Annotated in this window: 22 protein-coding genes; 17 read left to right on the top strand and 5 right to left on the bottom strand. The window is 70.4% G+C overall.

Annotation, left to right across the window (positions count from 1 at the left end):
* The first annotated feature begins 431 nt into the window (after positions 1-431).
* Genes VJN29_RS03865 through VJN29_RS03845 form a run of 5 tightly spaced genes read left to right on the top strand, consistent with a single transcriptional unit; the run spans position 432 to position 5,414 of the window.
* Entirely contained in the window at positions 432-1,310 is an 879-nt protein-coding gene (locus VJN29_RS03865) for a S1C family serine protease (protein ID WP_324142264.1), read from the top strand.
* 53 nt (positions 1,311-1,363) lie between these two features.
* Positions 1,364-2,401 (top strand): MoxR family ATPase, encoded by a 1,038-nt coding sequence (locus tag VJN29_RS03860; protein WP_324142263.1) that lies wholly within the window; start codon positions 1,364-1,366, stop codon positions 2,399-2,401.
* The gene (locus VJN29_RS03855; RefSeq protein ID WP_324142262.1) at positions 2,380-3,306 is read left to right on the top strand and encodes a DUF58 domain-containing protein; all 927 of its coding nucleotides are present in this window, start codon (positions 2,380-2,382) and stop codon (positions 3,304-3,306) included. Before VJN29_RS03860 ends, VJN29_RS03855 begins: the two co-directional genes overlap by 22 nt.
* Positions 3,303-4,286: a VWA domain-containing protein gene (locus tag VJN29_RS03850; protein ID WP_324142261.1), complete on the top strand. Its 984-nt coding sequence runs from the start codon at positions 3,303-3,305 to the stop codon at positions 4,284-4,286. Before VJN29_RS03855 ends, VJN29_RS03850 begins: the two co-directional genes overlap by 4 nt.
* Positions 4,287-5,414, top strand: a complete 1,128-nt coding sequence (locus VJN29_RS03845; protein WP_324142260.1) for a VWA domain-containing protein — start codon at positions 4,287-4,289, stop codon at positions 5,412-5,414. It begins immediately after the preceding gene.
* A gap of 61 nt (positions 5,415-5,475) precedes the next feature.
* Here VJN29_RS03845 and VJN29_RS03840 read toward each other — a convergent pair whose 3' ends face one another.
* Positions 5,476-6,237, bottom strand: a complete 762-nt coding sequence (locus tag VJN29_RS03840; protein WP_324142259.1) for a GNAT family N-acetyltransferase — start codon at positions 6,235-6,237, stop codon at positions 5,476-5,478.
* Positions 6,238-6,381: 144 nt separating this feature from the next.
* Between VJN29_RS03840 and VJN29_RS03835 the strand changes: the two genes are divergently transcribed.
* From VJN29_RS03835 to VJN29_RS03820, 4 genes are all read left to right on the top strand, one after another.
* Positions 6,382-7,272: a sigma-70 family RNA polymerase sigma factor gene (locus tag VJN29_RS03835; RefSeq protein ID WP_324142258.1), complete on the top strand. Its 891-nt coding sequence runs from the start codon at positions 6,382-6,384 to the stop codon at positions 7,270-7,272.
* Between the two features lie 147 nt (positions 7,273-7,419).
* Positions 7,420-8,961, top strand: coding sequence for a threonine ammonia-lyase, biosynthetic (gene ilvA / locus VJN29_RS03830; RefSeq protein ID WP_324142257.1), 1,542 nt, complete (start codon positions 7,420-7,422; stop codon positions 8,959-8,961).
* A gap of 155 nt (positions 8,962-9,116) precedes the next feature.
* Positions 9,117-10,466, top strand: coding sequence for a vanadium-dependent haloperoxidase (locus VJN29_RS03825; RefSeq protein ID WP_324142256.1), 1,350 nt, complete (start codon positions 9,117-9,119; stop codon positions 10,464-10,466).
* 208 nt (positions 10,467-10,674) lie between these two features.
* Entirely contained in the window at positions 10,675-11,787 is a 1,113-nt protein-coding gene (locus VJN29_RS03820; protein ID WP_324142255.1) for a DNA glycosylase AlkZ-like family protein, read from the top strand.
* A 48-nt stretch (positions 11,788-11,835) separates the two neighbouring features.
* On the opposite strand, the gene VJN29_RS03815 is transcribed toward VJN29_RS03820, so the two are convergent.
* The 4 genes from VJN29_RS03815 to VJN29_RS03800 are packed head-to-tail and all read right to left on the bottom strand — an operon-like array spanning position 11,836 to position 14,529.
* Positions 11,836-12,435 (bottom strand): hypothetical protein, encoded by a 600-nt coding sequence (locus tag VJN29_RS03815; protein ID WP_324142254.1) that lies wholly within the window; start codon positions 12,433-12,435, stop codon positions 11,836-11,838.
* 10 nt (positions 12,436-12,445) lie between these two features.
* A complete protein-coding gene (locus VJN29_RS03810) occupies positions 12,446-12,970 on the bottom strand; it encodes a glycine cleavage system protein R (protein ID WP_324142253.1) in 525 nt (174 codons plus the stop codon).
* A 57-nt stretch (positions 12,971-13,027) separates the two neighbouring features.
* Positions 13,028-14,053, bottom strand: coding sequence for a succinylglutamate desuccinylase/aspartoacylase family protein (locus VJN29_RS03805; RefSeq protein ID WP_324142252.1), 1,026 nt, complete (start codon positions 14,051-14,053; stop codon positions 13,028-13,030).
* Positions 14,053-14,529: an ATP-dependent zinc protease gene (locus VJN29_RS03800; protein WP_324142251.1), complete on the bottom strand. Its 477-nt coding sequence runs from the start codon at positions 14,527-14,529 to the stop codon at positions 14,053-14,055. The genes VJN29_RS03805 and VJN29_RS03800 overlap by 1 nt, the downstream gene beginning before the upstream one ends.
* A 123-nt stretch (positions 14,530-14,652) precedes the next feature.
* Between VJN29_RS03800 and VJN29_RS03795 the strand changes: the two genes are divergently transcribed.
* From VJN29_RS03795 to VJN29_RS03760, 8 genes are all read left to right on the top strand, one after another.
* On the top strand, positions 14,653-15,051 hold the full coding sequence (locus VJN29_RS03795) for a nitroreductase family deazaflavin-dependent oxidoreductase (RefSeq protein WP_324142250.1): 399 nt from the start codon (positions 14,653-14,655) through the stop codon (positions 15,049-15,051).
* Between the two features lie 131 nt (positions 15,052-15,182).
* Positions 15,183-16,382 carry a sensor histidine kinase gene (locus tag VJN29_RS03790; RefSeq protein WP_324142249.1) on the top strand — a complete coding sequence of 400 codons (1,200 nt, stop codon included), beginning with the start codon at positions 15,183-15,185 and terminating at the stop codon, positions 16,380-16,382.
* Positions 16,379-17,038 carry a response regulator transcription factor gene (locus VJN29_RS03785; protein WP_324142248.1) on the top strand — a complete coding sequence of 220 codons (660 nt, stop codon included), beginning with the start codon at positions 16,379-16,381 and terminating at the stop codon, positions 17,036-17,038. The genes VJN29_RS03790 and VJN29_RS03785 overlap by 4 nt, the downstream gene beginning before the upstream one ends.
* Before the next feature lie 195 nt (positions 17,039-17,233).
* Positions 17,234-18,130, top strand: coding sequence for an ABC transporter ATP-binding protein (locus VJN29_RS03780; RefSeq protein ID WP_324142247.1), 897 nt, complete (start codon positions 17,234-17,236; stop codon positions 18,128-18,130).
* Positions 18,127-18,951 carry an ABC transporter permease gene (locus VJN29_RS03775; RefSeq protein ID WP_324142246.1) on the top strand — a complete coding sequence of 275 codons (825 nt, stop codon included), beginning with the start codon at positions 18,127-18,129 and terminating at the stop codon, positions 18,949-18,951. The genes VJN29_RS03780 and VJN29_RS03775 overlap by 4 nt, the downstream gene beginning before the upstream one ends.
* Before the next feature lie 216 nt (positions 18,952-19,167).
* The gene (locus VJN29_RS03770; RefSeq protein WP_324142245.1) at positions 19,168-20,364 is read left to right on the top strand and encodes a RimK family alpha-L-glutamate ligase; all 1,197 of its coding nucleotides are present in this window, start codon (positions 19,168-19,170) and stop codon (positions 20,362-20,364) included.
* Positions 20,365-20,425: 61 nt separating this feature from the next.
* Complete coding sequence (locus VJN29_RS03765) at positions 20,426-21,184, top strand: HAD-IA family hydrolase (RefSeq protein ID WP_324142244.1); 759 nt, start codon at positions 20,426-20,428, stop codon at positions 21,182-21,184.
* Between the two features lie 14 nt (positions 21,185-21,198).
* On the top strand, positions 21,199-23,456 hold a 2,258-nt coding region (locus tag VJN29_RS03760; RefSeq protein ID WP_324142243.1), incomplete at its 3' end, for a glycoside hydrolase family 65 protein.

Raw genomic sequence — 23,456 nt, 5'->3', positions numbered from 1 at the left:
TCACCGAGGCGCCGGAGGTCGCTGCGTCTGCCGCGAGACGTCGACGGATGTACTCCACCCGCGACAGTCCCAGACGGGACGCGTGAGCATCAACCGCGGCCAACACCGCCTCGGGCACGTCACGGATCAGCACGTCAGCCATCACGATCACCTCCCGATATCCAACGATATCACCACGCATCCCTGCCGTGCACCTCCCAAGCAGCTTGTCGACACGCCCTATCTGGGCGGAATGACGCGCTCTCGGTCTGTGGGCGAAACGCGCGTCCGGAGCACCATGACCCCCACAGACGAACGCCTAGAGGCCCCGTCTGCGACGCCAGCAAGAGACAAGGGTTCCGTATGCCGCTGAGCCGGCTCAGCGGCATACGCCTGGCTGTTCGTCGTGGCTGGGGCTGCCGCTTTCGGCGGGCGAAACGTAGAGTCAAGAGGTGGCGCGTCTCCCCGTCCCACCCGAGGTGCCCGTCGCCGTGGATCCCGGCGACTCGGAGGAACGTGTCGCGGAGCCCTCGCGAATCGGCTGGCTGCGGCGCCTCAGCAGGAGGACGTGGGCCGCGGTCGTGGCCGTTCTCGTGGTCGCGGGGATCGCCGCCTTCGTCGCGCTGCGCGACCCCGGACCACCACCGCTGACCCAGCGGGACGTCGACCAGCGCGTGTCCGCCGGTCTCGAGGCCCACGACGAGGAGGAGGCCCGGGCGCCGGCCGAGGCATCAGTGGCCTACGCGACGATCCAGCCGTCCCTCGTCCTCATCACGACGCGCGGGGCCAACGCGGAGGGGGAGTACGGCGGCACCGGCGCCGGCGTCATCGTCAACGCCATGGGCACGGTCCTCACCGCCCTGCACGTCGTCGAGGATGCCGACTCGATCACCGTCGCCTACACCGACGGCACGAGCTCACCGGCCACCATCGCCTCGGCGGACCCGGACAACGACATCGCCGCGCTCGTGCCCGAGACCCCTCCCGAGACCGTCGTGCCCGCCGTCCTTGGCGGCGGGGTCCAGGTCGGCACCCCGGTCTACGCGGTCGGACACCCACTCGGGCTGCCGGGCTCACTGTCCGCGGGGGTCGTGTCCGCACTGGACCGCGACGTCCGCGTCGACGGGAACCGCCGCCTCGAGAACCTCATCCAGATCGACGCAGCGGTCAACCCGGGCAACTCCGGGGGACCGCTCCTCAACAGTGCCGGCCAGGTCGTCGGCATCGTGACCGGCCTGGCCAACCCCAACGACGAGAGCCTCTTCGTCGGGATCGGCTTCGCCGTCCCCATCGCCACCGCCGGCGGCACGGCCGGCGGGCCACCCCGCTGAGACCCTCAGGAAGCAGCCCGAAGCACGCCGACCCACGAGCAGGAGGAGCCGACATGGAGGGCGAGAGGACGCACGACACGCGAGCAGCAGCAGGCTCGGGGCACCAGCTGCTCGAGCAGCTGCTCTACGAGGTGAAGCGGACGATCGTGGGCCAGGACATCCTGCTCGAGCGCATGGTCGTCGCCCTGCTTGCCCGCGGCCACCTGCTCGTCGAGGGGGTGCCCGGCCTGGCCAAGACGATGGCGATCAAGACGCTGGCCGAGGCGGTCGGTGGCGAGTTCCAGCGCATCCAGTTCACTCCCGACCTCGTGCCGGCCGACCTCGTCGGGACACGGATCTACAACCAGCGCGACGGGGAGTTCCAGGTCTCCCTCGGTCCGGTCTTCGCCAACCTCGTCCTCGCCGACGAGATCAACCGCGCGCCCGCCAAGGTGCAGAGCGCCCTCCTCGAGGTGATGCAGGAGCGCCAGGTGACGATCGGCCGCCAGACCTACCCGGCGCCCGACCCGTTCCTCGTCATGGCGACGCAGAACCCGATCGAGTCGGAGGGGACCTACCAGCTCCCCGAGGCCCAGGTTGACCGGTTCATGCTCAAGGTCCTCGTCGGCTACCCCTCAGCGGCGGAGGAGTTCGTCGTCGTGGAGCGGCAGATCGGGCGCCCGGTTCGCACCGAGCGCGTGCTCGACCCGGAGAGGCTGCGCGACTACCAGGGGCAGGTCGACGCGGTCTACACCGACCCGTCGGTCATCGACTACGCCGTCCGGCTCGCGACCGCGACCCGGGAGCCGGCCGGCGTGGGACGCGACGACCTCTCCCACTTCCTCACCTATGGCGCGAGCCCACGCGCGTCGATCAACCTCGTGCTGACCGCCCGCGCGCTGGCGTTCCTGCGCGGTCGCGACTACACCCTGCCTGACGACGTGCGCGACCTGGCCCTCGACGTGCTGCGCCACCGGGTCGTCCTGTCCTACGAGGCGCTCGCCGAGGACCTCAGCGCCGACGACCTGCTGATGCCGATCATCGAGGCGGTCCCGCGACCCACGAGCGTCGCCCACGAGCACGAGCAGTCATGGACCCGACCGCGACCCTGAGTCCCGAGCGGCTGCTCCGGCGACTCGAGTGGCGGGTCGTCCGGAGGCTGGACGGCCTGCTCCAGGGCGACTACCGCAGCCTCTTCCGGGGGATGGGGCTCGACTTCACGGACCTGCGCGAGTACGAGCCGGGCGACGACCTGCGCCACATCGAGTGGAACGTCACCGCACGGCTGGACACGCCCTACGTCCGCGAGTACGTCGAGGACCGCGAGATCACGACCTGGCTCCTGCTCGACGTCTCCCCGTCGATGGCCTTCGGACCGGTCGCCAGGCAGAAGGGGCTCATCGTGGCCGAGGTGGCCACCACCATCGCCCATGTCCTGTCACGGGGCGGGAGCCGGGTCGGCGCGGTCCTCTTCGACATTGGCGTGCGGACCGTCATCCCACCCGCAAGTGGTCGCAACCAGGTGCTGCGGATCGCGAAGGCCGCACTCGACCACCGGGAGGAAGGCGCCGGGACCGGGAGCGCCACCGACGCCGGGACCGGGAGCGTCACCGACCTGGGCGCACTGTTCCGCGCGACGGCAGGGCTGGCCCGGCGACGGTCCCTCGTCATCGTCGTCTCCGACTTCATCAGCGCGGAGGGCTGGGAGCGTCCGCTCGCCCTGCTCGCCCGCCGGCATGAGGTCGTGGGGCTCCAGGTCAGCGATCCCCGCGAGTCGGAGCTGCCCGACGTCGGCTCGATCTACGTGGAGGATGCCGAGACCGGCGAGCAGATCTTCGTCGACACGAGCGATGCGGGCTTCCGCCAGCGGCTGCGAGAGGCGGCCGCCGACCGGCAGGAGGCGCTCGAAGGTGAGGCCCACCGGGCCGGCGCCGACCTCCATCGCGTGAGCACGGACGACGACCTGGTGCGCGTCCTCGTCCGGGTGGCCGGGCTGCGGCGGAGGCGGCGGCGATGACCCTCACCTGGCCCTGGGCCCTGCTCGGACTGCTCCTCGTGCCGGTCGTCGTCACGGGATTCCGACGCCTGCTGCGGCGGCAGGAGGAACGGCGGGGCGAGCTCGCGCGCCAAGGCCTGGTGGTCACCGTCCCCCCGAGGGACCGGTGGGCACGGCTCGCCCCTGCCCTCCTCGTCGCCGCTCTCGTCGTGCTCGTCGTGGCGATGACCAGACCCGTGGCGGCGGTCGCGGAACCACGTCGCGAGGGCACCGTCGTGCTCGCCTTCGACGTGTCGACGAGCATGTCTGCCACGGACATCAAGCCCACGCGGCTCGAGGCGGCCAAGGCGGCGGCCCGGCAGTTCATCGAGAAGCAGCCGCCGTCGGTCCGGCTCGGCGTCGTCGCCTTCGGCGGCACCGGACTGGTCACGGAGCGACCGACGACGGACAAGGCAGCGGTGCTCGCGGCGGTCAACCGGCTTGATGCGCAGGGCGACACCTCTCTCGGCGGGGGCCTGCTCGGAGCGCTCAGCGCCATCGCCGGCCGGCCCATCACCAAGGTCGCGGAGTCCGAGGCCGGCTCTGACGAGGAGTCCGACATCGGCTACTACGGCGGGACCTCGATCGTCCTGCTCACCGACGGGGAGAACACCACCGGTCCGGATCCGCGCGACGTGGCCGAGCTGACGTCCGCTGCCGGCGTGCGCATCGAGCCGATCGGACTCGGAACGCCCGAGGGTGCGGTGCTGCAGGTCGACGGCTTCAGCATCGCGACGGTCCTCGACAAGGCCGCGCTCCAGGACATCGCGGACGCGACGGGCGGCACCTACCGAGAGGCTGACGACGCCGCCTCGCTCGCCTCCATCTACGACTCGATCGAGCTGAACTGGACGTTGCGGACGGTGCCCCACGAGGTGACCTCCCTCTTCGCCGCCCTCGCCGGCCTGCTCCTCGCGGCCGGGGCGACCATCTCGGTGCTCCGCCAGGGGCGGGTGGTCTGAGTGTCGTTCGGCCAGCCGCTGCTCCTCACCCTCGCGGTCGCCGCGCCGATCCTGCTCGGCGCCTATGTGTGGCAGCTGCGCAGGAGACGACGCCGCACGGTCCGGTTCTCCAACGTCGCGCTCGTCCGCGTCGCTGCCGGCGGACACCGGTCGTGGCGTCGGCACGTGCCCATCGCGCTCGTCCTCGCCAGCCTGGCCGTCCTCGGGATGGCGTCGGCTCGACCGCAGGTGCGCACGGACGTGCCCGTCTCGGGCACGACCATCCTCATCGCGCTCGACGTCTCCGGGTCGATGTGTGCCACCGATGTCGCCCCGAACCGACTGACCGCAGCCCAAGCGGCGGTCCGTGACTTCGTCGAGGAGCAGCCGCCCGAGGCGAAGCTCGGTCTGATCGTCTTCTCGGGTTTTGCGGAGGTGGCCGTCGCGCCCTCGACCAACCGGGAGGACCTGCTCAGCGCGATCGACGCAGTGACGACGGGCCGGGGCACGACGATCGGCGCCGCCATCCTCACCGCGATCGACGCGATTGCCGAGATCGACCCCGACGTGCCGCCCAGCGACCCGGTCGAGGTCACCGGCGACGTCGACCTGGGCGGCGCGCCACCCATGGTCCCGCCCACGCCGGCCCCCACCGACCCAGCCGGCGGGGGGTCGCCGGTTCGGGCCGAACCGGTCCCGGAGATCATCGTGCTGCTGACGGACGGGGCGAACACCCGCGGCGTGACCCCGGCGCAGGCGGCGGAGCAGGCCGCGACCCGCGGGGTGCGCGTCTACCCGATCGGCTTCGGGACGACGAACCCGACGACGTTGGCCTGCTCCCGCGAGCAGTACGGCGGCTTCGAGCCGCGACAGAGCTTCGGCTTCGGCCCACCGGGAGGGGGCGGTGGGGTGACGCGGAACTTCCTCGTCGTCGATGAGCCAGCGCTGCGAGAGGTGGCCGAGACCACCGGTGGCGAGTACTTCGGCGCGACCGATGCAGCCGGGTTGTCCGAGGTCCTCGCCGACCTGCCCAAGCACGTCACGACGCAGCAGCAGGACGTCGACCTGAGCGCCGGGTTCGCGGCCCTGGCCGCATTGCTGCTCGCCGCCGGGCTGGTCCTCTCGATCAGGTGGAGCACCCTGACCTGAGGACCACAGACAAAGGGTGCCGTATGCCGCTGAGCTGGCTCAGCGGCATACGACACCTTCCCTAGTCGCCGAGTTCGAGGATGTACGCCGTCCCCGTGTCACGGAAACCAACGCGCCGGTAGATCCGGGTCGCAGCGTCGGAGCCGGCCGTGAGGAAGACGAGGTCGACGCCGCGCTCGCGGCAGGCAGCGATGAGCGAGCGGGTTATGGCGCTGCCGTGGCCGCGGTTGCGGTGACCGGGTGGCACCGCGATCCCCATCAGCTCGGCAACGTCCCCACGGGGCGCCGCCGACCCCGCACCGCAGAGGCGCTCGCCTTCGTACGAGGCGACGACGATGAGCGCCCCCTGCTCGATGAGCTCCGGCTTCCGGCCGGTGTCGTGGTGCTCGACCTGGTCCTTGCCGTGGAAGCCGGCCTTGACCGTGCCGAACGCGATGCCGAGATGTGGGTCGGCGTGCGGCAGCTGTCGGGCCCGGGGATCAGCCTCAACCGGGACGTCAGCGGGGAGCGTGAGCAGCGGGTATCGGTGCGGCTCGTGGCCCGCGCCCCGGACAGCGGGGAGGAGGGACGGCGTCACCTCATCGACCCACTCGATCGCCCGGGGCAGTCCCAGCTCGAGCTGGCGCGCGAGCACTCGTTCGACGGCCTTGGCGGTGAACGTCGCCGACCCGTGCAGCCTGGGTCGAGCATAGAAATGCCACCCCGTCCCTTCCTCGGGGACGAAGAGCGTGAACGGGCCCACCTCCTCGGTTGTTGCCGCGGCACGGGGAACCTGGTCGTAGTACTCCTCGATCCGCGCGAACAGGCAGTCGCCACGCGTCATGCCGTCACCCTCGCAGGCGTGGTGTGCCCGATCCAATTCATTTCTCCACGATTGCGGGGGGCGTCACATCACGTCACATCACGGTCACATCGACGGTGTCCCGCGGGTCTACTCCTGTGACCCCGACCGGAGAATAGGAACGAGATGACTCACGAGACCAACGACTCGGCTTGGCTGGCGGCTCGATTCGAGGAGCACCGCGGCCGCATGCGTGGCATCGCCTACCGCGTCCTCGGCTCCGCGACCGAGGCGGACGACGCGGTACAGGAGGCCTGGCTGCGGCTCAGCCGGACCGATGCCGAGGAGCTCGACAACCTTGCTGCCTGGCTCACCACGGTCGTCGGCCGGATCTCGCTCAACATGCTGCGTTCGCGCAAGACCCGTCGCGAGGAGCCGCTCGACGTCGAGACACGAGAGCCGGCGCCCCACGAAGGCGGGGGCAGCGACCCCGAGGCGGAGGCGATCCTCGCCGACTCGGTCGGCGTGGCCCTGCTCGTCGTCCTCGACACCCTCTCCCCGGCGGAGCGACTGGCCTTCGTCCTCCATGACCTGTTCGACCTGCCCTTCGACGAGATCGGCCCGATCGTCGGGCGGTCATCCGCGGCGGCCAGGCAGCTCGCGTCCCGGGCACGGCGGCGGGTTCGCGGGACGCCGCACCGTCCCACTGACCTCCCGCGGCAGCGTCGGGTCGTCGACGCCTACCTCGCCGCGGTCCGGGACGGCGACTTCGACGGACTGCTCCGGCTCCTCGACCCGGAGGTCGTCCTCCGAGCGGATGCGGGCGCGTCGCCGGCGGGGCGGCTCGTGCAGCTGCGCGGTGCCGAGGTCGTGGCGCGCGCCGCCATGGCCTCGTCCAACCGGGCGCGGTACAGCGCCCCGGCACTCGTCGAGGGGTCCGCAGGGATCGTCATGGCGCCACGCGGCCAGCTCTTCCTCGTGCTGTCCTTCGCCTTCGCTGGGGACCACATCACCGCGATCGACGTTATCTCCGACGCGGACCGCCTCCGCGACCTCGACCTGGCGGTCGCCGACTGACCCGTCGCGCCTCCACCCCAATCGAGTGAACAGCTTTCGGGGCCTTGGGGCCCCAAGAGCTGTTCACTGGATTGGGGTGGCAGGTGGCATCTCGTCCCGTGGTCGAGGGTGTGCGGCTGCGGCCGCCGCGGGTCTACCCTGCCGACTGTGGTGACGAGCGGCGACCGGGCCGGCGGCAACGGGGCCGAGCTGCTGCGCGACGTGCTGCGAGCGCCCGTGTACGAGGCGGCCGTCGTCACTCCACTCGAGGTCATGGAGTCCCTCTCGGAGCGCCTCGGCAACACCGTCGAGGTCAAGCGCGAGGACCGCCAGCCGGTCCACTCCTTCAAGATCCGCGGCGCCTACACGCGGATGCGGGCGCTGACACCGGACGAGTCCGCCCGTGGAGTCATCGCCGCCTCTGCCGGCAACCATGCCCAGGGCGTGGCGCTCTCGGCGTCCCTGCTCGGCATCGAGGCCGTGGTCGTCATGCCCGTCACGACCGCCCCGATCAAGGTCGATGCGGTCCGCAGCCACGGCGCGACCGTCGTCCTCTTCGGCGACACCTTCGACGAGGCGAAGGAGGAGGCTCTCGGCCTCGCGGCGGAGCACGGCCACACCTACATCGCCCCCTTCGACGACCCGCTCGTCATCGCTGGCCAGGGCACCCTCGGACTCGAGCTGATCCAGCAGGACGCCCACCTCGACAGGGTCTTCGTCCCGGTCGGCGGTGGGGGCCTCGCGGCCGGCGTCGCGGGGCTCATCAAGAACCTCATGCCTGGGATCAAGGTCATCGGTGTCGAGCCGGAGGACGCCGCCTGTCTCAGCGCCGCGTTGACGGCGGGCGCGCCCGTCGACTTGCCCGAGGTGAGCCGCTTCGCCGAGGGCGTGGCGGTCAAGCGGATCGGCGACACGACGTTCGGGATGTGCCGGGCCTACCTCGACGACGTCGTCACCGTGGACTCCGACGAGATCTGCGCCGCGATCAAGGACATCTTCGAGGACGTGCGAGCCGTGGCCGAGCCCGCCGGAGCGGTGGCCCTGGCTGGCCTCAAGAAGTACGTCGAGCTCCACGGTCTGAGTGGCGAGCGACTCGCCCACATCCTGTCCGGGGCCAACGTCAACTTCCACACCCTGCGCTACATCTCGGAGCGTGCGGAGATCGGCGAGCAGCGCGAGGCGCTCTACGGCGTGACCATCCCCGAGCGTGCCGGGTCGTTCCTCGAGTTCCTCAGGGTGCTCAAGGGCCGCGCCGTCACGGAGTTCAACTACCGCGTCGACGGGTCGGAGGATGCGCGCATCTTCGTCGGTGTCCAGCTCGTCCGAGGGCACGCGGAGCGGACCGAGATCGCGGAGGCGATCTCGGCGGCGGGCTACCCGGTCATCGACCTGTCCGACGACGACACGGCCAAGACTCATGTCCGCTACATGATCGGCGGCCACCCGCCCCCGCTCCCGGAGCAGGTCTACTCCTTCGAGTTTCCCGAGCACCCGGGGGCGCTCACCCGGTTCCTCTCGCAGCTCGGCACGCGCTGGAACATCACCATGTTCCACTACCGCAGCCACGGCGCCGACTACGGTCGGGTGCTCTGCGCCTTCGAGGACGTAGCCCGAGACGCGGACTTCCACCGGCATGTTGAGGCCCTCGGCTACCCGTACGTCGACGTGACGACCAGCCCCGCGCTGTCCTACTTCCTCCTGCCGCGCTGACCTGGGCGATCCGTGCAGTTCGTCCCACGACGTTTCGACCATATGCCACGTCTCCACCGGTAACTTCGCCGTCCTGTCAACCGCGAGGCCACTTCGGCGACTTATCCAATGGGGATCCTCGCGGCCTGCGGGGGCCCACACAGGAGGAGACGATCATGAAGCCAACCCGACCGCGAGCCACGAAGGCCCTTCACCGACGGATCTCGTGCGCCGTACTCGCCCTCGGCGCCGCGGTCGCCGTGGCGACGACGACCGCCGCCAGTCCTGCCACCGTGGCGGCGACCGTGGCAGCAGGCCCCAACGACGTGCTCCTGCAATGGAACGTCGTCGCCCAGCAGCACACGATCCCGCTGCGGCCCACGGCTCATGGCCAGGCCCGTGGCATGGCCATGGTCGCCGGAGCCGTCTACGACGCGGCAAATGCCGTCGACGGCGGGCACCAGCCCTATCTGCTCGACCTCGACGCGCTGGAGCTCGAGGACGGGGCGTCCCTCGACGCCGCCATCGCCACCGCCGCGCATCACGTCCTCGTCGCCATTGTCCCCGAGGCCGCGCGGCCTGGGCTCGACACCACCTATGCGACGACCCTCGACGCGATCCCGGACGGAGCGGCCGAGGACGAGGGAGTCCGAGCCGGCGCGGCGGCAGCCAGGGCCATGCTCGACTCACGTGTCGGCGACGGCTTCATGGTGGACTTCGCGCCCGTGATCGGGTCGGGTCCGGGCGACTGGCGTCCGGCCACGCCGACCGCGATCGACCCGGACGACTGGGTGGGCCACCTGCGACCGTTCCTGATGAAGTCGCCCGACCAGTTCCAGACCGGCGGCCCGAACTCGCTGACGAGCGACAAGTACACGAAGGAGTTCAACGAGGTCAAGGAACTCGGCTCACTGACGAGCTCGAAGCGGACCGAGGACCAGACGCGAGCAGCCATCTTCTGGCAGGCCGCGCCGATCGCCTTGTGGTACGGGGCGTTCCGCGAGGTGGTCGACGCCCGCGGGATCGGCGCCGCCGACGGTGCGCGGCTCTTCGCGATGATCGGGCTCGCGTCTGCGGACGGCGGCATCGCCTGCTGGAACGACAAGTACCGGTGGAGCTTCTGGCGCCCGATCGCTGCCATCCGGGAAGCGGACACGGACGGCAACCCGAACACCATCGCCGACCCCGGTTGGCGGTCGCTCTTCGACCCAGCGACGCCGACGACGCCCCCGCTCGGCACTCCACCGTTCCCGGAGCACCCGTCCGGTCACGGGTGCGTCAGTGGCGCCACGCTCGGTGCCGCCGCGGCGTTCTTCGGCACTGACAAGGTCGCCATCACCGTGCGGTCGAGCCACTTCCCGGACCACCCGCGCACCTTCGAGCGCCTCTCGCACGTCGTCAAGGAGATCATCGACGCGCGCGTCTGGGGTGGCATCCACTTCCGCAGTGCCGACGTCCAGGGCGCTGTCATCGGCAGCGAGGTGGTGCGCTGGATGGAGCGCAACTACTTCGCGCCCACGTCGTAGTCCCCGCCGAACCCCACGTCGTATGCCGCTGAGTTGGCTCAGCGGCATACGGCAATTCGAGGGGGTGCTGGGTCCCCGGACGCGGGACAAGGGACGGGACGAAATCGGTCCTTCGAGCACCAACGGCGTCCAACTGCACGAAGTGATCCCGTCACTTGTCCCGCGATGACGCGCCTGGCCGTCCCTGGCCCGGTCTAAGGTCGCCCCTGTGGCAGAGGTGAGACTCACCGGTGAACAGGCGCGGCGCATCGCGGTCCGTGCGCAGCTACTCGATTCGCCGCGCCCGACGCAGCTCGTCGAGGTGGTGCAGCAGCTGACCCTGCTCCAGCTCGACCCGACGGCGGCCGTGGCGCCGAGTGCCGACCTCGTCGCGTGGAGCCGCCTCGGGTCGACGTACGAGCCGGCGCAGCTGAAGAGGGCACTGGAGCAGGACCGGTCGCTCGTCGAGCTCAACGCCTTGATCCGACCGATGGAGGACCTGCCCCTCTACCTCGCGGACGCGGACGACATCCCGCGGTACCCCGACTCCCGGGCCTGGTTCGAGGGCAACGCCCGGTTCCGCCACGACATCCTGGCTCGGCTCGAGGCCGAGGGACCGCTGCAGTCGAAGGACGTCCCCGACACGTCCGACGTCCCGTGGCCGTCCACCGGGTGGACGAACAACCGGAACGTGACGCAGATGCTCGAGTTCCTCGTCGCCCGGGGCGAGGTCGCGATCGCAGGGCGGCAGGGGCGGCAGCGGATCTGGGACCTCGCCTCGCGGGTGTACCCCTCGGACCTGCCCCGCGTGACGCCGGCGGAGGCGAAGCGGCTGCGCGACGCGCGACGGCTGCGGGCGCTCGGCATCGCTCGTGCCACGGGCACCGCGATGCCCGGTGAGCCGCCCTTCGTCGGCGAGGCAGGGGTGGCTGCCGTGGTCGACGGCGTCGCTGGTGAGTGGCGCGTGGATCCCGACCAGCTCGAGCGGATCGAGGACGAGCTCCATGGCCGGACGGCGCTGCTGTCGCCGTTCGACCGCCTGTCGCACGATCGGAAGCGGGCGCTCGAGCTCTTCGACTTCGACTACACGCTGGAGATGTACAAGCCTGCCGCGCAACGCCGCTGGGGCTACTTCGCGCTGCCCGTGCTGCATGGTGACCGGCTCGTCGGCAAGGTCGACTCGAAGGTCGACCGCAAGGCGAAGGTGCTCCGGGTGGAGGCCATCCACGAGGACGTCCGCTTCACCCGAGCCGTGACGGCGGGGGTCATGGCAGAGCTCGAGGACCTCGCCGCCTGGCTCGGGGTCGGGCTCGACGGCCCCGGCCTCCCGAGCCGCAGCTGACGCCAGCGATCGAAAGAACAGGACTCGGGCCGAAAGCTGTTCTTTCGATCAGGGGTGGGATGGAGTGGATGCGTCGAGGTGCTGCATGACCCGTTCGAGCAGCCCGGCCAGGGGCGGCGGGGTCGTGGCCGCGTCAAGACGGACCGCGAGTCGCTCCGCGAGTGCCACCTTCCGGCCGGAGCCGCTCCCGGCAAACCGGTGCAGCTGGTCGTTCAGGCTGCGGTCGCGCCACTCCGGTTGGTACTGGAAGGTCCGGAACCCCTCGAGGTGGCCCAGCTCGTCGAGTGCGTCCTCAACGGCCGCCGTCCCGACCGCGCGGATCAACTCGTCCTCCAGGTCGCTGTCGCAGACGAAGAAGCCGTGTTCGACGAGGTCGACGGGCGCCTCGAGCGGCACGCCGGACCGTTGCAGCGCACCGAGGACGTAGCGCTGCTCGGCGAGGTCGTAGAGCCCGAGCACCACGGCCTCCGGGTGCTCCTCGCGGGACTTCAGAAGGTCCCGCGCGACGTTGGTGACCCCACCCATGGGGACGAGCTTCACCCAACCCTCCCCATCGAGCCCGTGGGCGCTCAGCAGCACGGCCACGGCCGCGGCGTCACTCCGCCCCTCGACGAGGATGACGATGTGTGGGTCCCCGCTCAGCGGCATACGGCCGGTCCTAGTCCTCGTTCACATCGAGGTCGACGAGAAGCTCCGTCGCGAGGCGCTCGAGATCGCCGCGGATCTGCGCGACCTGCGCCGACGGGGGCAGGCCGACGACGACGTGCGCCTCGAAGAGGCGTCCGCCCGCCATCGGCGCGTCACGTGTCTCCGTCTCGATCGTCTCGATGCTGAGGCCGTGCCGGGCGAACACCGCGGACACGTCGTGGACGATCCCGGGGTGGTCGTTCCCGACCAGGTCGATGGTCAGGGCGTGCCGGGCCTCGGCGGCTTCGACGGTCTCGGCCTCGGCGGCCGGATGGGCCGACACCTCGAGCAGGCCCTCGAGGTCGCCCAGTGCGGCGGACAGCTCGTCGGCGCGATCGGACGGGACGGAGACGACGACGATACCGGCGAACTTGCCGGCCAGCTCAGCCATCTGGCTGTGCTCCCAGTTGCCCCCGTGGTTGGTGACGACGTTGGCGAGCGCCTCCACGAGGCCTGAGCGGTCGTCTCCGATGACGGTGAGCACGAGTCGGGGCATGCTCGCATCGTAACGACGGCTCCGTGCGCCCGCCTCCGCCGCACTCCTCGTGCGGACTCAGCTGAGGTCGGGCTCGAGGTCGTGCGACAGCGGGTCAGCCTCGGGCGCCGACGGCTGGGGCAAGGGATCCGGCTCGAGGCCCGCGATGTGGATGAGGGCGTCCCCGCGGTTGACGAGCGGCGTGGTCGTCCGGCCGATGACGATGCCGGAGCGGTCGGCGTGGACGAGGCGCAGGGTCTTGCCGAAGGAGTCCGAGAGGCTTCCGAGCCGGTCGCCGACCTCGACCCGCTGGCCCAGGACCGCATCGAGCTGGAGGATGCCGGTGCGCCGGGCCCGGACCCAGCCGCTGGAGCGGGAGACGAGGCTCGGGGTGGGCGCGACGTCGTCGACGGGCTCGACCATGCCCAGTGCCGCGAGCACCCGGCGCACCCCGACGACACCCGGCTCGATGGCCCACGCATCGAAGCGCCACGCCTCGCCGGCCTCGTAGAGCAGCACCGCCGCGCCGCGATCACGGGCGGCCCCTCGCAGGGAGCCGTCGCGCAGCCTCGCGTTGATCATCACCGGCGCTGCGAACGCCGCCGCCAGCTCACGGGTCCGCGGGTCGTCGAGGTCGGCCCGGATCTGCGGGTGGTTGGTCCGACCGAAGGAGCCGGTGTGCAGGTCGATCCCAACCTCCCCTCGCCCGACCACTTCAGTCATGACGAGGTGCGCGATGCGGCTCGCCAAGGACCCTCGCGCCGAGCCCGGGAACGACCGGTTCAGGTCGCGCCGGTCGGGCAGGTAACGGTCACCGGACGTGAAGCCGAACACGTTGACGATCGGAGCGGCCACGAGAGTGCCCCGGAAGGCCTTCGGGTTCAGCCGCGCCACGACCCGCCGGATCACCTCGATCCCGACGACCTCGTCACCGTGGATCGCGGCGGTCACCCACACCGTCGGGCCGTCCTCGCGCCCGTGCACGACCCGGACCGGCAGGGTGATCTCGGCGCCGGTGACGAGCCGTGTGATGGGCAGCTCGACCTCTCGGGCGTAGCCCGGGCGGACGCGGACTGGTCCGATGCCGAAGGATGCTCGCGCCATCAGCGACCCCTGTTCCGGCGCCGCATCGCAAGGCGTGGACGCCCGCCGAGGTACGACCTGCCGGGATTGACGACGAAGCCCTGGCGCAGCGCCTCGCGGCCGATGAGCATGCGGAAGCCCATCTGGTCGCGGTTGGACAGGCTGACCTCCGCCTCGATGGTGCGCTTGCCGAGGACCACGTCGACGAGCACGACGATGCGCTCCTCGGTGTGCCCGGACGAGCTGCGGACGATCCGCTCGTCCTGGATAGGGCACTCGACGGCGACCGCGTCCGCGTCGGACCGCTGCCACGGGTGCACGGAGAAGCGCACCCACGGCTCGCCGTCCCGCCAGATGTGCTCGATGTCGAAGGCGTGCAGAGACGAGGACCGGGCCCCGGTGTCGACCTTCGCCTTGATCCACGGCACCCCGAACCCGGGAAGCTTCACCCACTCACGCCACCCGACCGGGGTGAGCACACGAGTCGGCTCCAACACGTCGACATCCTCGCAGGTGTGCGCGCGCAAACCCGGGAACCTCACGGTCACCACGACCAAGCGCCATGACGTCGTATGCCGCTGAGCCGGCTCCGCGCCCGGCCGGCGGCCTACCGTGGGTTCGTGGCTGCTCCTCCCCGTTCGGTCAAGACATTCAACCGGTTCGCCCTCCTCGTGGCCGGCCGCCGCCTGGTGCCGGTCTGGGGGGTGCTCCGGCACCGTGGGCGCAAGAGCGGACGTGAGTACTCGACACCTCTCGCGTTCATCGCGACGCCCGGCGCCTTCTTCACCGGGTTGCCCTGGGGACGCGACACGGACTGGGTGCGCAATGTGGGCGCGGCCGGCCGGTGCACGGTTCGACTGCGCGGACGTGAATACGAGTGCACTGAACCGGAGTTCGTCGGCAAGGACGAGGTCCTGGCCGCAGCAAGGGGACCCCTGCGCGCGGTGGTGCAACGGACGAGCTTCACCGGCGGCTTCCTCCGCCTGCGACACGGGCCCGTTGCCGGGCAGGGCAACTGAGCCACCTCGCTAGGTCAGCTGACCCTGCTGGCGAGCCCAGCGGCATACGTCCGGCTGTTGCCTCACGCGTCCGTCCTGCCTCCTACTTTCGTAGGACGACCGCCGAAGCGCGGGCTGAGTACCGTGAGGACGTGAGGAGCGCGTGGCGTTTCGCGTCGAGGTACGGAGTCGACGTCCTGATCGCAGGGACGGCGCTCGCGAGCGCCGTCGGCGTCCTCGCCCGGGATGATCCGCAGCGGCCGACCGGAGTCCTGTTGTGGCTCGAGGCTGTCGCTGTTGCCCTCGTGGTGCTCCTCCTCCTCGCGCGACGCCGGTTCCCCTTCGGGGCCCCGGCAGGCATGTGGCTCTCCAGCGCGGCACTGTCGTTCCTGGACGGACTGCTCATCGCCAACCGAGCCGGCCTCTTCCTCGCCGGGATGGGCGCGGCGCTGCTCCTCGGCAACCTGCGTCGCGACGTGGAGGCGCGCACAGGTCTCGTCATCGCGGTCGGCGGAGCGGTGATGGTGGTCTACAACATCCCCAACCACACGAGTGACGCCCTCATCTTCACGCCGGCACTCTTCGGGATGAGCTGGCTCGTCGGCTACGCGCTCCGCGAGCGCGCGGTTCAGACAGAGGTTGCGGAGGAGCGGGCGATCAGGGCGGAGCGGGAGCGAGAGATCGCGGCGCGGGTCGCCGTGGCGGAGGAGCGGGGACGCATCGCCCGCGAGCTGCATGACGTCGTCGCCCACGCGATGAGCGTCATGGTGCTCCAGGTCGGGGCCGTCCGGCACCGGATGCCGGAGGGCGACGCGGAGGTCCGCGACACCCTCAGGGAGGTCGAGCGGACGGGGCGCACCGCGCTGGCGGAGATGCGTCGACTGCTCAACGCGATGCGCCACGACGACGAGTCGCTCGAGCTGGTGCCGCAGCCGGGCCTGCACGACCTCGAGACGCTCGTGGCGCATGTTCAAGCAGCCGGGCTGCCCGTCCGCCTCGAGGTCGAGGGCGAGCCGGTGACCCTGCCGCCCGGGCTCGACCTGTCGGCCTACCGCATCGTCCAGGAGGGGTTGACCAACAGCCTCAAGCACTCCGGCGCCAGTCAGGCGGAGGTACAGGTCCGCTACGGCGCACGAACGCTGGAGCTCGAGGTCCGGGACGACGGCATGGGCGGCGGGGACGGCGCGCCGGGCGACGGCCACGACGGCGGCTCCGACGGGGGTCTCGGCCATGGCCTCGTCGGGATCCGCGAGCGGGTCAAGATCTACGGCGGACAGATGTCGGCGGGAGCCTCACGGGCAGGTGGCTACGTGCTGCGCGCCCGCTTCCCCCTCGATGGAGTGGGCCCATGACGATCCGGGTGCTCGTGGTGGACGACCAGTCGATGGTGCGGGCGGGCTTCCGGCTGCTGCTCGCCGACGAGCCCGACATCGAGGTTGTCGCCGACGCGAGCAACGGCCTCCAGGCGATCGCCCAGGCCGCGCGCTTCCACCCGAACGTCATCCTCATGGACATCCGCATGCCGGAGCTCGACGGGCTCGAGGCGACGAGACGGATCCTCGCCGCCGATCCCGCGGCCCGCGTCCTCATCCTCACCACGTTCGACCTGGATGACTACGTCTACGAGGCGCTGCGTGCGGGCGCGAGCGGTTTCGTCCTCAAGGACGACCCACCCGAGCAGCTCATCGCTGCGGTCCACACCATCGCGGCCGGCGACGCGCTGCTCTCCCCCGCCGTCACGAAGCGCGTCATCCAACACTTCACCCGGCTGAACCGGCATGCGCCGTCCCGCGCGGTCGAGAGCCTGACGACGCGGGAGCTCGACGTGTACCGGCTCATCACGCGCGGCCTGTCCAACGCCGAGATCGGACGCGAGCTGTTCATCAGCGAGACCACCGTCAAGACCCACGTGACCCGACTGCTCCAGAAGCTCGACGTGCGCGACCGTGCCCAGGCGATCGTCCTCGCCTACCAGTCCGGGCTCTTCGACGCGTCCGACCTGGCCTGACGCCCGGCCGGCGTTCGCCAACAGCGTCCTCCGAAGGTAGGACGCGAAAGATCGTCGGCTCGTCGGACCCGCTCACGACCTCGCGACGACGCGGTGGAGGGCGCCCCGTTCCTAGCGTTGAGGCATCAACCACGCACTGAAGGAACAGCCCATGCACCTCCACAAGCGGTCATGGCCACAAGGAAAGGTTCGCCCATGATCACCATCGACTCCCTGACGAAGACGTACGGCAAGCTGACCGTTGTCGACGACGTCAGCTTCGTGGCCTGCAGCGGCCGGGTCACCGGCTTCCTCGGACCGAACGGGGCCGGCAAGTCGACCTCGATGCGGATGATGGTGGGCCTGACGACACCAACGTCGGGCAGCGCCATGATCCTCGGTCGTCGGTTCGCCGACCTCCCCAACCCGGGCCTCGAGGTGGGCGTCATGCTCGACGCGTCGGCCCAGCACGCCGGCCGCACCGGTCGCGAGATCCTCACGCTCGCCCAGCGGTTCATGGGTCTGCCGGCCCGTCGCGTGGACGAGTCCATCGAGGCGGTCGGGCTCACCGAGTCCGAGGCAGGCCAACGAGTCGGCAACTACTCACTCGGCATGCGCCAGCGCCTCGGTGTGGCCACGGCCCTCATCGGCGAGCCCGCCGTGCTCATCCTCGACGAGCCGGCGAACGGGCTCGACCCGGCCGGTATCCGGTGGATGCGCGACCTGTTGCGCGGCTATGCCGACCAGGGCGGCACGGTCCTGCTCTCCTCGCACCTGCTCCACGAGGTCGAGGTCATCGCCGACGACATCGTCATGATCGGCAAGGGCCGGATCGTCGCGCAGGGCTCCAAGTCCGAGCTCGTGGGCGCGGCGGGCACCGTCGTCCGCGCGGCCGACATCTTCCGGCTCCAGCGAGCCCTCGACCAGCACGGCGTCCTGACGACCGTGACCGACGGCGGAGCCCTGCGTGCCGAAGCCGACGCCGCACGCGTCGGCTGGGCCGCACACGCCTCCGGCGTCGCACTCACCGAACTGCGCTCAGCCGATGGCGGGCTCGAGGACATGTTCCTCCAGCTCACCGCCGACACCCAACGAGAAAGGAGAGCGGCATGACCGCCATGACCGCCATGACCGTCGACGCCGTCGACAGCAGCAACACCGCCCGTGCAGATCGAGCCATCCCCAAGCGGATCCCGCTCACCCGCGTCATCGCGGTCGAGCTGCGCAAGATGTTCAACACCAGGTCCGGCTTCTGGCTCATGGCGAGCATCGTCATCGCCGGCGTCGGCACGACCGTCGGGATCATCCTGCTGGCACCCGAATCGGACCTGACGTACTACACGTTCGCCAGAGCCGTCGGCTTCCCGATGGCGATCATCCTGCCGATGATCGCAACCCTGTCGATCACCGGCGAGTGGAGCCAGCGCAGCGGCCTGACGACGTTCACCCTGGTCCCGCGCCGCAAGCGGGTCATCGTCGCCAAGGGCCTCGCGTCCCTCGGTGTGGGCGTCGCGGCCATGCTCTTCGCCTTCGCCATCGGCGCGGTCGGCAACCTCGTCGGCACGGCCATCACCGGCGCTGACCTGGTCTGGGACGTGTCCGTCACCGAGGGCGCGACCATCGTGCTCGGCAGCCTGCTCTGCCTGCTCACCGGCACCATGCTGGGCATGCTGATCCGCAGCTCGGTCGGAGCGCTCGTCGTCTACTTCATGTACGCGTTCGTGCTGCCCAGCCTGTTCGGGGTTCTCACGACCAGCGTGGACTGGTTCCCCGACGTGCGGCCGTGGATCGACCTCAACCTCGCAGAGTCCTTCCTGTTCAACGGTCAGGTGACCGGCGAGCAGTGGGCGAACGTCGCGGTCACTGCGGGGGTGTGGATCATCCTTCCCGCGCTCCTGGGGCTCCGCCTGGCCATGCGGTCCGAGGTGAAGTGACGAGGTGAAGTGACGGGGTCGCCCGACCGCTCCCACGGGTCGGCCCTCGACCCGAAAGCTGTTCACTCGATCAGGTACTCGCCCGGAGAGAAGACCCGGTGCTCAGCAGAGCACCGGGTCTTCTCGCATCCGCCGACCAGCGCGGCTCACGGCACCCCGCGCGAGTGCTTAGATGGTGCGGCTCCATCACGTCGATCGACCTCGCAGGTAGACACCATGAAAATCGCGATTCTCTCGCGCGCCCCCCGGTCGTACTCGACACAGCGGCTGCGGACCGCTGCCCTCGACCGTGGACACGAGGTCAAGGTCCTCAACACCCTGCGCTTCGCGATCGACCTCTCCGGTCCCGACCCGGACCTCCAGTTCCGCGGTCGGCCGATCTCGGACTACGACGCCGTGCTGCCCCGCATCGGCAACTCGATCACCTACTTCGGCACCGCGGTGGTGCGGCAGTTCGAGCAGATGGACGTCTACACGCCCAACACCGCCAACGGCATCGCCAACTCGCGCGACAAGCTGCGCGCCACGCAGATCCTCTCGCGGCACAACATCGGGATGCCCGCGACGACGTTCGTGCGCAACCGCGCCGACGTGCGGCCGGCGATCCAGCGGGTCGGGGGCGCCCCGGTCGTCATCAAGCTGCTCGAGGGCACCCAGGGCATCGGCGTCATCCTGGCCCCCGAGGTCAACGTCGCTGAAGCCATCATCGAGACGCTGCACAGCACGAAGCAGAACGTGCTCATCCAGAGCTTCGTCAAGGAGAGCCGCGGTCGGGACATCCGGGCACTCGTCGTCGGGGACCGTGTGGTGGCGGCCATGCGGCGGGTCGCCCACGGTGACGAGTTCCGGTCCAACGTCCACCGCGGCGGCGACGTCGAGCCGGTCGCGCTGCCGTCCGACTACGAGCAGACGGCGGTGCGCTCGGCCCAGATCATGGGCCTGCGCGTCGCCGGCGTCGACATGCTCGAGAGCGTCAACGGACCACTCGTCATGGAGGTCAACTCGTCCCCCGGCCTCGAGGGCATCGAAACGGCGACCAAGCTCGACGTCGCGGGAGCCATCATCGACTACGTCTCCCAACAGGTCGGCTTCCCCCAGATCGACGTGCGCCAGCGCCTCACCGTCTCGACGGGCTACGGCGTGGCCGAGCTCGTCGTACACGGAGGCGCCGATCTCGTCGGCAAGACGATCGCCGAGTCTGGCCTCGACGACCGCGACATCACCGTCCTCACCCTCCACCGCGGCACCGCCGTCATCCCGAACCCGCGTCGTCGCACCGAGCTGCAGGCCGAGGATCGGCTGCTCTGCTTCGGCAAGCTCGAGGAGATGCGGTCGATGATTCCCGAGCGGAGGCGCCGCCGCCACAAGGTCCGACGCCTGCCCAAGGAGCCACTCGTCGACGACCGCGAGTGACGCAGCGTCCGTACTGACCCCAGGTGCTCCGCGACCTGCATCCTGCCCTACCGTTGGGCAGATGGAATGGCAGCACGCCGGCGCCGTCCTCTTCGACCTCGACGGGGTACTGACGCCGACCGCCGAGGTGCACATGCGCGCCTGGGAGCAACTCTTCAACAGCGTCCTCGACCGGCTACCGGAGGACGTCCGGGCCGACCGCTCGCCCTACACCGACGAGGACTACTTCCACCACGTCGACGGACGGCCGCGCTACGAGGGCGTCCAGGCGTTCCTGCGCTCCAGGGGCATCGACCTGCCACAGGGGACGCCCGAGGACTCGCCCGAGCAGGTGACCGTCTGCGGCCTGGGCAACCGTAAGAACGTGCTGTTCAACGAGATCCTCGACGCCGAGGGGATCGAGCCCTACCCGGGGTCGGTCGCGCTGCTCGACGACCTCGAGCGCCGTGACACTCCGGCCGCGGTCGTCACCTCCTCGCGCAACGGCCCGCATGTCCTCCGCACTGCGGGTCTGGCCGAGCGGTTCGGGGTCCTCGTCGACGGCTCCGTCGCGACCGAGCAGGGACTGGCCGGCAAGCCGGAGCCGGACACCTTCCGGTATGCCGCCGAGCAGCTCGGAGTCGAGCCGGAACGGTGCGCGGTGATCGAGGACGCCGTCTCCGGCGTCACGGCCGGCGCGCGCGGCGGCTTCGGGATCGTCGTCGGTGTCGACCGTGGCGTCGGAGCGGACACCCTGCGTCGGGCGGGTGCCGACGTCGTCGTCACCGACCTGGCCCAGCTGCTTCCCACCGACGGTCCCGTCTCCCAGCCGCACGCTTGACCCCGGAGGACTCCATGCAGACCGACTCGTGGCACCACCCGCCACAACCCGTCGACCCCCTCGACCGCAGCCGCTTCCCCATCGAGCCGTGGCGGCTGGTCGAGTGCGCCTACGAGAAGCATGACCTCGGGGTCACGGAGACGCTGTTCTCCGTCTCGAACGGTTATCTGGGCCTGCGCGGCAACGTCGAGGAGGGCCGCGACACCCACACGCACGGCACCTTCGTCAACGGCTTCCACGAGACCTGGCCGATCCAGCACGCCGAGGAGGCCCACGGCCTGGCCCGGGTGGGGCAGACGCTCGTCAACGTCCCGGACCCCAAGACGATCAAGCTGTACGTCGACGACGAGCCACTGCTCGTGTCGGAGGCCGACCTCGAGTCCTACGAGCGCGCCCTGGACATGCGCGCGGGGCTGCTGACCAGGGACCTGGTCTGGCGCGCCAGCTCGGGCAAGCGCGTGCGAATCTCCAGCACCCGGATGACCAGCCTCGTCGAGCGGCATCTGGCGGTCATGACCTTCGAGGTCGAGATGCTCGACGGGGATGCCTCGCTGGTGATCTCCAGCTCGATCCTCAACCGCCAGGACGGCTCGGACGAGTACCGGGTGAGCGCGGCGGCAATGGGCGAGGGCGTCGACCCGCGGCAGGCCGAGTCATTCGAGCACCGCGTGCTGCAGCCCCGCCGGCACGAGATCGTCAACGACCGGCTGCTGCTGGGGTACCGATGCACCAACTCCAAGATGACGATCTCCACCCTCGCCCACCACGCGATCGAGACGGACAATGCGTGGACCCAGCGGCGCAGCGTCGAGGAGGACCTGGCCAAGCAGGTCTACGAGATCGCCGCCAAGCGCGGCCGGACCGTACGGGTGGACAAGCTCGTCGCCGTGCACACCTCGAGCGGCGTGCCGCCGCGTGAGCTGGCCGACCGCTGCGGCCGCACTCTGGACCGCGCAGTATCGGCTGGTGTGCCGAAGCTGCACGTGGAGCACGCCGCGCAGTGGGAGCGCTTCTGGGCCGAGTCAGACGTCGAGGTCGAGGATGACCCGGCCGTGCAGCAGGCGATTCGGTGGAACCTCTTCCAGCTCGGGCAGGCCACCATCCGGGCCGGCAACCAGGGCATACCCGCGAAGGGTCTGACGGGCACCGGTTACGGGGGCCACTACTTCTGGGACACCGAGTGCTACGTCGTGCCGTTCCTCACCTACACCCACCCGCAGGCGGCGCGCAACGCGCTCCGCTTCCGCCACGGGATGCTCGACGCCGCCCGGCGCCGCGCCGCCGAGCTGTCCCAGTTCGGGGCGCTCTACCCGTGGCGGACGATCAACGGCGAGGAGGCCTCCGCCTACTTCCAGGCCGGCACGGCGCAGTACCACCTCAACGCCGACATCGCCTACGCCCTGAGCAAGTACGTGAGGGCGACCGATGACCGCCAGTTCCTCCTCCACCAGGGCGTCGACATCCTCGTGGAAACGGCCCGGCTGTGGGCCGACCTGGGCTTCTGGCAGCTCAACGGCGACCAGTCGTTCCACATCCACGGCGTCACCGGACCCGACGAGTACAACACCGTCGTCAACGACAACTTCTTCACCAACGTCATGGCCCGGCACAACCTGGAGGCGGCGGTCGAGGCCGTCCGGGAACTGGAGCGGTCAGACCCCGGCCAGATGGCGCGGGCGATGGCCCGTCTCGGCCTGAGGGAGGAGGAGGTGAAGATGTGGGAACGGTGCGCCCGGGGCATGCACGTTCCCTACGACGAGCGCACCGGCATTCACCCCCAGGACGGTCACTTCCTGGAGCGCGAGGTGTGGGACCTCGACGCCACGCCGGCGGACCGGCGCCCGCTGCTGTTGCACTACCACCCGCTGGTGATCTACCGCTTCCAGGTGCTGAAGCAGGCCGATGTCGTCCTGGCGCTCTACCTGGTGGGCGACCACTTCAGCGAGCAGGACAAGCTGCTCGACTTCGACTACTACGACCCGATCACGACCGGCGACTCCTCGCTCTCCGCCGTCGTGCAGTCGATCGTCGCGGCCGAGGTGGGCTACCACGAGCTCGCGCTGCGCTACTTCTACGCCGGACTGTTCGTCGACCTGGCCGACCGGCACGGCAACACCGTCGACGGGGTGCATGTGGCCTCCACCGGAGGGGTGTGGAGTGCGCTGGCGGCCGGCTTCGGCGGGATGCGCGACCACGGGGGCCGGCTGACCTTCGATCCCCGGCTGCCGGATTGCTGGCCGTCGCTGACCTGGCGGATGCGCTGGCAGCAGGC

It is taken from the genome of Intrasporangium sp. (genome assembly GCF_035280925.1).
GTDB lineage: Bacteria > Actinomycetota > Actinomycetes > Actinomycetales > Dermatophilaceae > Intrasporangium.
This window is presented reverse-complemented; position numbering and strand designations above follow the sequence as displayed.